Annotated in this window: 10 protein-coding genes; all 10 read left to right on the plus strand. The window is 64.1% G+C overall.

Annotated elements, in window-relative coordinates; translation table 11 throughout:
• The first annotated feature begins 368 nt into the window (after positions 1 to 368).
• The 10 genes from H7290_RS04355 (at position 369) to H7290_RS04400 (ending at position 10,821) form a co-directional block, all read left to right on the plus strand.
• On the plus strand, positions 369 to 710 hold the full coding sequence (locus H7290_RS04355; protein WP_290512796.1) for a hypothetical protein: 342 nt from the start codon (positions 369 to 371) through the stop codon (positions 708 to 710).
• A gap of 661 nt (positions 711 to 1,371) precedes the next feature.
• Entirely contained in the window at positions 1,372 to 3,024 is a 1,653-nt protein-coding gene (locus H7290_RS04360; RefSeq protein WP_290512797.1) for an AMP-binding protein, read from the plus strand.
• 227 nt (positions 3,025 to 3,251) lie between these two features.
• Entirely contained in the window at positions 3,252 to 4,496 is a 1,245-nt protein-coding gene (locus tag H7290_RS04365; RefSeq protein WP_290512798.1) for an ABC transporter substrate-binding protein, read from the plus strand.
• A gap of 2 nt (positions 4,497 to 4,498) precedes the next feature.
• Positions 4,499 to 5,308 carry an ABC transporter ATP-binding protein gene (locus tag H7290_RS04370; RefSeq protein ID WP_290512799.1) on the plus strand — a complete coding sequence of 270 codons (810 nt, stop codon included), beginning with the start codon at positions 4,499 to 4,501 and terminating at the stop codon, positions 5,306 to 5,308.
• Entirely contained in the window at positions 5,305 to 6,009 is a 705-nt protein-coding gene (locus H7290_RS04375) for an ABC transporter ATP-binding protein (protein WP_290512800.1), read from the plus strand. The genes H7290_RS04370 and H7290_RS04375 overlap by 4 nt, the downstream gene beginning before the upstream one ends.
• Complete coding sequence (locus H7290_RS04380; RefSeq protein WP_290512801.1) at positions 5,975 to 6,949, plus strand: branched-chain amino acid ABC transporter permease; 975 nt, start codon at positions 5,975 to 5,977, stop codon at positions 6,947 to 6,949. The genes H7290_RS04375 and H7290_RS04380 overlap by 35 nt, the downstream gene beginning before the upstream one ends.
• Positions 6,946 to 8,031 carry a branched-chain amino acid ABC transporter permease gene (locus H7290_RS04385; RefSeq protein ID WP_290512802.1) on the plus strand — a complete coding sequence of 362 codons (1,086 nt, stop codon included), beginning with the start codon at positions 6,946 to 6,948 and terminating at the stop codon, positions 8,029 to 8,031. The genes H7290_RS04380 and H7290_RS04385 overlap by 4 nt, the downstream gene beginning before the upstream one ends.
• Before the next feature lie 14 nt (positions 8,032 to 8,045).
• Complete coding sequence (locus H7290_RS04390; RefSeq protein ID WP_290512803.1) at positions 8,046 to 8,471, plus strand: OB-fold domain-containing protein; 426 nt, start codon at positions 8,046 to 8,048, stop codon at positions 8,469 to 8,471.
• Positions 8,468 to 9,613, plus strand: a complete 1,146-nt coding sequence (locus H7290_RS04395) for a thiolase family protein (protein WP_290512804.1) — start codon at positions 8,468 to 8,470, stop codon at positions 9,611 to 9,613. Before H7290_RS04390 ends, H7290_RS04395 begins: the two co-directional genes overlap by 4 nt.
• 32 nt (positions 9,614 to 9,645) lie before the next feature.
• A complete protein-coding gene (locus H7290_RS04400) occupies positions 9,646 to 10,821 on the plus strand; it encodes a TetR/AcrR family transcriptional regulator (protein ID WP_290512805.1) in 1,176 nt (391 codons plus the stop codon).
• Positions 10,822 to 10,850 lie beyond the last annotated feature (29 nt).

Here is a 10,850-nt window from a genome sequence, read left to right on the forward strand (position 1 = left end):
ATGGTGAGGCCAACCTCGTGTCGTGGAGCCAAGTCATCGCGACGGCGGGTGTCCCTGGCGCTTAGGCACGTGGACCCACGCCGATTTCGGGGCGGCGGTCGTCCTACAGTCGGGTTCCTGATGGTCGTCCTTCCGGCCTTGGCGCAGCTCGATGGCGCAGGTGACTGAGGGTTGGAGGGCCAGGGGGTCGCAGGTTCATACCCTGTCAGCCCGACCGATCAGGCTTGGGAATCCAAGGATTCCAGGCCTGAAAGCGTTAGAGAGCTGTGTGCTGGCACCCCGTTCCCGACACTGGTGCAGGTCTGGCTGGAGGATCTTGACCTGAAGACCGGATCGCGGTCAGCACACGAGAACTGTATGAGCGGGACATGCGCACGCTGGTGATGCCAGCCTTTGAACACTTCACGCTGCGTGAAATCTCCATCAGCAAGATCGGTCGATTCCTCAAGGGACAAGCAAAGATCAGCTACAGCAGGGCGAAGCACGCGAAGGTCGATATCAACCTCGCCTTCGGGCTCGCACTGCGTTGCGAGGCCATTGTCCGGAACGCGGTCCTGGGGACGGCTCGCTTGAGATGCCCGCCGTCGACCGTGAATTCGCTGACGATCAGCCAGGTCAGGCCATCCGGCAGGCAGTCGGCTCGTGGCAACGCGGGGGAGGGCTGTCCGGCCCGAAGCCGGACGGTCAGCTGGAAGCCATCATCGAGGTGATGCTAACGCGACGCCGATCGAGAAACGCAACCTTTGCGCCGCGCGCCCGGCCACCAAACTCGAGATTCGTCGCCACTGGGGCAGGGGTCTGTTCCCAGGTAGTCCAGCCCTCGAGTCAAGCTGGTTGAAGCCCAGCCTGCTCGGCTGCATCTGCGAATTCGACTTCTTCTGGGAAGCGGCGATCCAGTGCTTTCGCTATCCACACAACGCGCTCGTTGCCGACGTGCACCGGCTCACCTGTCGGCGGCCATGAAAAAGGTGACGTTCTTGGCTGGCTCAGATCCTGCCATCGGGTAAGAAACGCAGAAGCAGCGAGCCGATCAGGGTCCGTATCATCGAATACAGCTTTGACGATGACCGCGAAAACGCCGAAACGTATCGGCTGCCAGAATAATGGTGGATCCCGATCCCGATCCCGATCCGGCGCCGGCGCCGGATCAGCGTGACCAGGACGACGAGGTGGCATTCTCGGCTTGTTGGCTGACTGTCATTCACTTAGTGCAAGTTAGTACTCTAAGATCATGAGCAAAAGTTTGTTACGCAATCATCATTGCGACTAGTCAATGCTCACTTGAGAGTTGACGCGCGGACGAACTCAATAGAGCAGGCGAGATGCAGGATGCGGCCCCTGGCATGACGGGTCACTTGTGAGAGGACAGGAATGCAGCGCACGACGAAGACGATCGTCCCTACGTGGCTCCCGCCGCAGGACCGAATCGATTTCTACCGGGAGGCTCGCTACTGGCGAAATGCGTCGGTAACCGAAGAGCTGCGCCGCTGTGTCGATCGTTTCCCCGAAAGGACAGCGTTGCGCGACTCGACCAGCAGTCTGACCTTCGGCGAGTTGTGGGAGCGCGCCGCCACTGTCGCCTCGTGGCTGCGTGCCCGCGGACTCCGACCTGGCGAGGCAGTCGCGTTCCAGCTGCCAAACTGGACCGAGTCGGACGTGATCTTTCACGGCGTCATGATGGCCGGCGGTGTCGTCGTGCCAATGACTTCGATCTTGCGTCGACGGGAAGTCGGGTTCATCCTCGGGCAGACCGGGGCGCGGTTCGCCTTTGTCGCCGAGCGGTTCCGCAACTTCAACTTCGTCGGGATGTACAACGAACTCCTCGAGTCCGACAGCCACCTCGAGTCAATCGTCTACGTGCGCGCCGAACGGGAAGGTTCCGCCATACGCCTCGAAGACGTCGAGTCCGCCGCCCCCCTGCCGCGTGAACAGGTAGCACTTTCGGCGGGCCGAGGTGATGATGTCGCTGTCGTCATCTATACCTCGGGCACGACGGCCGATCCCAAGGGTGCGATCCACACGCATGACGGCATCATGTCGTCGACGCGGATGTGCGAGTCGTTCTTCTCACTCAATGAGAACGACGTCTTGTTTAACCCCTCGCCGGTCACCCACATCACTGGCATCTCCCTGAGTTTCTTGTTCCCGGCCACATTCGGCTGCACGACGACGATCCTGGAAGCGTGGGACCCAGAGAACGCCTTCGACATCGTCGCGCGCGAGCGCAGCACGTTCCTCATGTTCTCGACGCCGTTCCTGGCGGCGCTCACCGAGATCGCCGAGGCGCGTGACGTGAGGCTGGCCGACCATATCCGCACGATCGTGTGTGGTGGGGCCGATGTGCCCGAGTCGCTCGCGGAGCGCGCCAACGACCGTCTCGGCGAAGTCGTGCGCATGTACGGCGCCACCGAGGCGCCCAACACGAGCTGTGGCTCCGCCTGGGACCCTGCGGCGAAGAAGCGGCGCACCGAGGGCCGCTGGCTGTTCCCAGTCGAGGCGCGGGTCGTCGACCCCCACAGCGGTCGGGAAGTCGACCCGGGAGAGGTTGGTGAGGCATGGTGGCGAGCCCCGCAGATGTGCCTCGGCTATGTGGACGAGTCGCTCAACGACACCTCCTACACGCTCGACGGTTACTTCCGCACTGGCGACCTCGTACGCGTCGACGACGGTGGCTACGTCACGGTGAGCGGCCGAATCAAGGAGATCATCAACCGTGGTGGCGAGAAGTTCAGCGCCCGTGAGATCGAGGAGATGATCGCGGGCCTTCCGATGGTGGCCGAGGTGGCGGTCACGCCCATGAGTGATCCGGTGCTCGGCGAAAGAGTCTGTGCCTGGGTGGTCCTGCGCGAAGGACGCGGTCTGACCCTGTCAGAGCTGAGCGAGCACCTTCTTGGCTACGGCTTGGCCAAGCAGAAGCTGCCCGAACGACTGGAGACGATCGAGGAACTGCCTCGCACGCCCAGCGGCAAGGTCAGGAAGCAGGTCTTGCGCGATCGCGTCGACGAGGCACTGGCTTTCACCTGAGTGTCGCTTGTTAAACATCCGGGCATTCACTTGATGTCGAACTTGGACATCAAGTGAATGCTTTTTCGTATCACTAGCGCGCATTATGGGCATACAAATTTTCTACCGGGCGCACCGTGAGAAGAAACTGACCTGATAACAATTCACTTAGGGCTTGACAGAGTGATTCAGGTCACGCACGATGTTGGTGGCGCCGATCACACGCGGCTCGATCATCAGGAGGAATTGTGAAACGCACCATCCCCGTGGCCGTCTTGGCTTGTGCCACCCTCGTCCTCACCGGCTGCGGTGGCCGGAGCAACTCCACGGAGTCGAGCTCCTCGGCATCCGGAAACTGCGACGTCGGCATCACCGACACAACTGTCAAGCTCGGGTCGAGCATCCCGCTTTCCGGCCCTGGAGCTGCCTACGGCGAGATTGCCCACACTGCCAAGAAATACTTCGACTCGCTCAATGCCGAAGGCGGCGTAGAGATGGGTGACGGCATGAAGCGCAAGATCGAGCTGACCGTGCTCGACGATGCCTATGACCCGGCTCGCACCGTCAGCAACGCCCGCGAGCTCGTCGACAAGACCGGCGTCTTCAGCTTGTTTAGCGTTCTAGGCACCTCGCCCAACGAAGCCATCTACGACTACGTGAACGGCAAGGGCATCCCGAACCTGTTCATGAGTACCGGCTCGGACGTCTTCCTCGCGCAGCACGACAAGAAGCCTTGGGGCATGGCCTGGCTGCCGCAGTACGGCTGGGAGGCGGACGTCTTCGCGAAGTACATCGCTAAGGAAAAGCCCGACGCGAAGGTCGGGATCCTGTACCAGAACGACGGCTACGGTAAGGGCATCCTGGCCGGCTTCGAGAAGGCGTTCAAGGACACCGACGTCACTATAGTGAGCAAGCAGGGCTACGAGCAGTCGGGCGGCTCAGCCGATGCTCAAGTCTCCAAGCTCAAAGCGTCGGGCGCCGACGTGTTCGTCGACTACGCGACCGGAACGTTCGTAACGCAGTCGCTTAAGAAGGCCGCCGATCTCGGCTGGAAGCCGCTGACGATTCTCGGCTCGGGCAACAACCACGCGAGCCTCGTTGGACCGGCCGGAGCTGATGCGGTCACGGGCACCATCTCGTTCAACTGGCTCAAAGACGTCGCCGACGACTCCTGGGGCGACGACGCAGGCATGAAGGCCTGGCAGGATTTCGCCGACGGCGCCAAGGGCGTCGACGCCACCGACGGCGCCTCGGCCAACGGCTATACCATGGCCCAGCTAATGGTCGAGACATTCAAGAAGATGGATGGCTGCAAGCGTCAGGACCTGCTGGACGCCGTGCAGAGCCTCGACGGAGCGCAGGCCGACCTGCTCTTGCCTGGTGTCGCGGTCAGCACGACCGACGACTACCCGTACTTCATCGAGACCGTCCAGATGCTCGAGTTCGACGGAAAGACGTGGGAAGCCACGGGCGATCCCGTCAATCGCCCATGAGTATGACCGCATCCAGCTCCGCCCCCGCCGCCCCGGCGGCGGGGGCGGAGCCTCTCCTCTCAGTCCATGACGGGCACATGCGGTTCGGCGGCGTGGTCGCCCTCGACGGCCCCTCGTTCGAGCTGCAGTCCGGGCAGATCTGCGGACTGATCGGACCCAATGGCGCCGGCAAGACGACGCTGTTCAACTGCATCAGCCGGCTTTACGAGCCCGACAGCGGAACGATCGACTTTGCCGGTACCAATGTGCTCTCCCTGCGCACCGAGGACATCGCGTCGGTCGGCATCTCGCGCACATTCCAGAACCTGGGGCTGTTCCCGTCGATGACGGTGCTCGAGAACGCACTCGTCGGCGGTCACCGCCGCACCGACCGCGGCTTCTGGTCGACCGCCCTCGGGCTGCCGGGCGGACGCCGTGAAGAACGCCGCGAGATCGAGCGGGCGCATCAGATTCTGGCTGAGCTCGGACTCGAGTCGGTGGCTGGCGAGCTCGCCGACGGGCTCCCGTTCGGCACACTCAAGCGGGTCGAGCTGGCACGTGCACTCATGGTCGACCCCCAGCTCCTGCTGCTCGACGAGCCCGCCAACGGGCTCAACCACAGCGAGGTCGCCGAGCTCGCCGAGACCATACGTATGATCCGCGACTCGCGCGGTTTGTCGATCCTGCTCGTCGAGCACCACATGGGAATGGTCATGTCAATCTCGGACGCCGTCGTGGTCCTCAACTTCGGCCGCGTGATCGCCCAAGGCGATCCGGCTCAGGTGCGCAGCGACCCGGCCGTCGTCGACGCCTACCTGGGAGGAGCCACATGAGCCTGCTCGTGGCCGAAGGACTGTCCGCTGGGTACGACCGCGGGCAGGTGCTGCACAACATCACCTTCGAGGTAGCCGAAGGCGAGATCACGGTCGTGCTCGGCGCCAACGGTGCGGGCAAGACGACCTTGTTGCGAGCGCTCACCGGGCTCATTCGCCGTTCGGGACACCTCGAGCTCGACGGCGTCGACTTGATGGGATTGTCGACCGAGAAAATCGCCGCGCGCGGTGTGGCCCACGTGCCTCAAGGGCGCGGAACCTTCATCGACCTGACGGTCGAGGAGAACCTGCGGATCGGTGCCCACCTGCGTCCTCGTGGCGAGAAGCGCGAGATCGCCCGCTGGTATGAGCACTTCCCCCGGCTCGGTGAGCGTCGCACGCAGAAGGCCGGCGGGCTCAGCGGCGGCGAGCAACAGATGTTGGCCATCGCCCGAGCCCTTATGTCTTCGCCCCGCCTGCTCCTGCTCGACGAGCCCTCGCTCGGACTCGCGCCGAAGGTCACCCAGGAGCTGTTCGCCTCGCTCGGAGTCATCAACGCCGAGTCCGGCGCGACGATCGTGGTCGTCGAGCAGAACGCGCACCTGGCCCTAGACATCGGATCCTCGGCCGTGCTGCTCGAGGCCGGCCGTGTCGTCAGCAGCGGACCGGCGGACGTCCTCAAGGCCAATGATGACATCCGTCGTGCCTATCTGGGCGGATGAGCATGACCTCCCCCCATCCCTTTCCACCCCCTCCGAGGGTCAGGAGCTGACCATGCAGATGTTCTTGCAACAAGTGCTCGACGGCGTTGCGTCGGGTGCCCTTTACGGCGCGATGGCCTTGAGCCTCGTGCTGGTGTTCCGGGCTTCCGGCATTGTGAACTTCGCCCAGGGTGAAATGGCCATGATCGCGGCCTACATCACTTGGCAGACCCACACCTGGGGACTGCCGCTCGCCTTCGCGATCTTCGTGGCAGTGGCCGTCTCGTTCCTCGCCGGCGCCTCGATGGAGCGCTTCTTGATCCGCCCCTTCGGCACCTCGTCCGAGGCGCACCTGCCGCTCATCATCGTCACGCTCGGCGTGATGCTCGCACTCAACAGCGGGGCCGGATGGGTGTGGGGCTACCTGACGAAGGAGGTACCGCCCACCTTCGGATCGGGCGCGGTCTCATTTGCCGGCGCCTCCATCTCGCGTCAGGCCGCCGGCACCTTGGTTGCCGTCGCGGTTCTCGCCGGCATATTGTTCTGCCTGTTCCAGAGGACGCGGTTCGGCCTCGAAATGCGTGCGGCTTCGAGCAATCCCGACTCGGCTCGGCTCTCGGGCATCCCGGTGAGCCGTATGCTTCTGATCGGCTGGGGCCTGGCCGGCGCCATCGGCGCGCTCGTGGGCGCGCTCGTCGCACCGCAGTTGTACCTGCAGCCCAACATGATGGCCACGATGCTGCTCTATGCTTTCGCTTCGGCCACGCTCGGCGGCTTTGACAGCCCGGTCGGCGCGCTCGTCGGAGGACTCATCGTCGGTATCGCTGAGAACCTCGTAGGTACCTACGTCGACATCATCGGTAATGACTTCAAACAGGCCGTTGCCGTGCTCATCATCATGGCGGTGCTGCTCGTGCGGCCGCAGGGTCTTTTCGGCACGAAGGCGGTGGTGCGGGTATGAGTGCTTCGACGATAATTACCGCGCTGCGGCGCGAGCAGGCACCCATCCAGGGGCCGTCCTGGTTGCATTGGTCGACGACTGCGGTCGTCCTCCTCGTCGCGATCATGCTGCCGCTGAACTCGGCACCGTACGTGAACTTCGATCTGACGATGGTCATGGTCTACGCCATCGGCGGCCTCGGGCTGAACCTGCTCACCGGATACAACGGCCAGGTCTCCCTGGGCCACAGCGCCTTTGTCGCCCTCGGCGCCTACACCGCGGCTGTGCTCATCCACGGCGGCTGGGGTTACCTGGCCGTATTGCCGATCTCGATCGTCGTCTGCTTTGCATTCGGCTACCTCGTCGGGCGTCCGGCGCTGCGCCTGCAGGGTCTGCAGCTCGCGCTCGTGACGCTCGGCCTGGCGATTATCACGCCGGCCGCGATCAAGCGGCTCGGCTCGGTGACCGACGGTCAAGAGGGAATCAATGTGTTCACCGCGACGGCGCCCGACTGGTCTGGCCTCGCCGACGACCAGTGGATCTTCTATGTCACGCTGGGCGGCCTTGCGATAGCCTGGGTTGTCGCCAAACGCCTGACCGCCGGACGCATCGGACGCTCGCTCGTCGCCGTGCGCGACAACGAGATTGTGGCTCGCACCCTCGGCATCCAAGCCGCGCACACCAAGACGACGGCGTTCGCGATCAGCGGCGCCTTCGCCGGCGCCGCGGGAGTGTTCTACGTCTATGCGGTGCAGTTCGTGGGCCCCGACTCCTTTGGCCTCACGATGACGATCGCCTTCCTGTCGCTCATCGTCATCGGTGGCATCGGCACGGTGCCCGGAGCGATCTTCGGAGCGTTCTTTATCCAGTACATCCCGACCGTTACCGAACAGGTCAACCAATCGGCGTCCGGTTTCACCTATGGCGTCGCGCTCGTGGTCGTCATGTTCGTGATGCCGCGCGGAATCGTCGGGCTGATCCGAGCTGCGTTGCGCCCGCTGGTGGCGCGCATTCCGGGTCGCCATCCCGGTGGCCCGGGTCGTAGTCTCGGCGGCTCCGAGCCGGCAATGACCGCTGTTCTGGCCACGTCAACCGTGAACTGAGAGTAGGGGAGATCATGATTACACGATGGGTCGCCGCAGACGACATGCGGCGCACAGCTGAGGGCCCGGTCTTGATCGGTGGACGATGCGCCGACTGTGCCGCGGTCAGCTTTCCACGGGCGTCGTCGTGTGCGCGCTGCACTGGAATCCTGATCAAGGAGCACGAGCTCGCACGGCGGGGCACCTTGTGGACGTTCACGACTCAGGAGTTCCGTCCCAAGCTGCCGTACAACGGTCCTGAGGAGTTCACTCCCTTCGGGCTGGGCTACGTCGATCTCGGGGGAGAGGTGCTCGTCGAGTCGCGGCTCACTCTCGCCGACATCGATCGGCTTACGATCGGCATGCCGGTCGAGCTCGGCACCGAGGTCTATACGCACGACGCCGACGGGACACCCGTCGAGACCTTTGCCTTCGCACCGATTGAACAGGAGTTGTCATGAGTGGAGTGTCGATTGTCGGGATCGGGATGCACGCGTTTGGGCGCACCGATGGTGTCAGCGGGCAGACGCAGGGAGTCATCGCCGCGAAGCGGGCGATGGCCGATGCGGGCATCACCTGGCCGGACGTGCAGTTCGCCGCCGGAGGTAGTGACTCGGCGGGCAACCCCGACACGATGGTGAGCCGCTTGGGCTTGACCGGGGTCCCCTTCGTCAACGTCAAGAACGGATGCGCTGCGGGGGGTAGTTCGCTCGCTGTCGCGACCGCGATGATCAAGAGTGGCGCCGCTGACGTGGCGATGGCGATCGGCTTCGACAAGCATCCTCGCGGCGCTTTTAACGAGAACCCTGCTGACTGGGGCCTCCCCAGTTGGTACGGCGAGACCGGCCTGATGCTGACGACACAGTTCTTCGCCGCGAAGATACAGCGTTACATGCACGACTACGGAATCAGCAGCGCGACGTTGGCCAAGGTGGCGCGCAAAGCCTTCGCGAACGGAGCGCTCAACGAGAACGCTTGGCGTCGCACGCCGATGAGCGAGGAGGAGATTGCCGGCTCGCGGATGATCAACGAGCCGCTCACGCAGTTTATGTTCTGCTCGCCCGGCGAGGGCGCGGTTGCGCTCGTGCTGTGTCGCAGCGATTTGGCGCACCGCTACGCGTCCACGCCGGTACAGCTGCGGGCCGTTTCGTTCCTCACCCGCAAGTACGGCTCCTTCGAGGTGTTTTCGCCGCACCTGGCCGCTGAGCGGGTCGCTGGTCCGACCGTCGACGCGTCCGCCGCGGTGTTCGAAGAGGCCGGCATCGGGCCCGACGAGGTTGACATCGCCCAGATCCAGGACACCGAGTCCGGGGCTGAGATCATGCACATGGCCGAGACCGGGCTGTGTAAGCACGGTGAGCAGGAGAGCATGATCGCCGAGGGGCAGACCGAGATCGGTGGAGCCCTCCCTATCAACACCGACGGCGGTTGTCTCGCCAACGGTGAGCCGATCGGGGCGAGCGGGCTTCGCCAGGTGTACGAGAACGTCGTGCAACTTCGCGGTGATGCCGGTGGCCGCCAGGCGCCGGGTAGCCCTAAAGTGGCCTTTACCCATGTCTATGGAGCGCCCGGCGTCAGCGCCTGCACGGTCTTGACGAGGTGACACCGAGGCGCGCGAACGGCAGGAGGACGACTATGACGTCGACGAGCCCTGCTGGCGTTCCCGCCAGGGGTACTCGTCCGCGCAATCGACGCGATCTCATCATCTCGGCGGCAACGGAGCTGTTCACCTCGAACGGCTACCCCAATGTGTCAATGAGCGACATTGCCGAAGCGGTCAACGCGCAGCCGTCGGCGCTCTACCGGCACTTCTCGGGAAAGCACGAGATCTTGCGCGAGGCGATCTCGCGGGGAGCGCGGCTACGCCTGGAGGCGTTGGCCCTCGGTGAGCCGACCGGTCTGGACGAGGTGCTGGCCGACCTCGCGCGCAGTGCGCTCGAGACCCGCCGCAGCAGTCTGCTGTGGACGAGTGAGGTGCGCAACCTCGACGACGAGGCGGGCGCTCAGCTGCGGCGGGAGTATCGGGCCTTGCCCGAGGCCTTCGCCGAGAAGCTGCGCTCGGTGTGTGAAGAGCTCGACGCCGAGCATTCGCTGGTGCTGGCCTGGGCCGCTCTCGACATCCTGGCCAGCATCGCGTTCCACGCCGAACGACTACCCAACAGGAAGTTCCAGTCGGTGCTCTGCGAAGCGATGCGACGTGTGGTGTTGCTCGAACTCCCACCGGGCGGCGTGGCGGAACCGCCCTCGCCACCGAGCGATCGGGGTTTGCGCCGCGAGGCTATCTTGAGGGCTGCGGCGACGTTGTTCAGCCGGCGCGGCTACAGCGGGGTGACGCTCGATGACATCGGTGTTGCGGTCGGGATGGCAGGCGCCAGCCTCTACAACTACTTTCCGGGGAAGCAGAGCCTCGTCGCGGCCTTGATGATCCGTAGCGTGGAGTGGCAAGAGTATGCAGCTTCGCGTGCTGTGCGCGGTGTGGATGATCCTCGCGATCGTCTCCAGGCACTCGTGAGTGCCTTTGTCGAGTTCACCTTCGAGGAGCCGGCTCTCGTCTCGCTGCTCCTGACCGAGATGTCACATCTGCCGGACGACGTCGCGACGAGCGTGGGTCAGGCCGTCACGGACTCAGTATCGGAATGGGTCGACCTGGTTCGGACCCTCGCCCCCGAGCGAGTTCTTGCCTTGGTGCGCGTCCAAGTGCAAGCGGCCCGGATGATCGCGCTCGACGTGCTCGGCACGGCCAGCTTGCGCGGCACGCCTGGACTGGTGCGACTTGTTACTGCCGCGTGTTGCGCGACACTCGATATTTGACTCGCATGTATTCACTTCCCAACTGGTAA

Origin of the sequence: Aeromicrobium sp. (assembly GCF_014378035.1) — a bacterium.
Lineage (GTDB): Bacteria > Actinomycetota > Actinomycetes > Propionibacteriales > Nocardioidaceae > Aeromicrobium.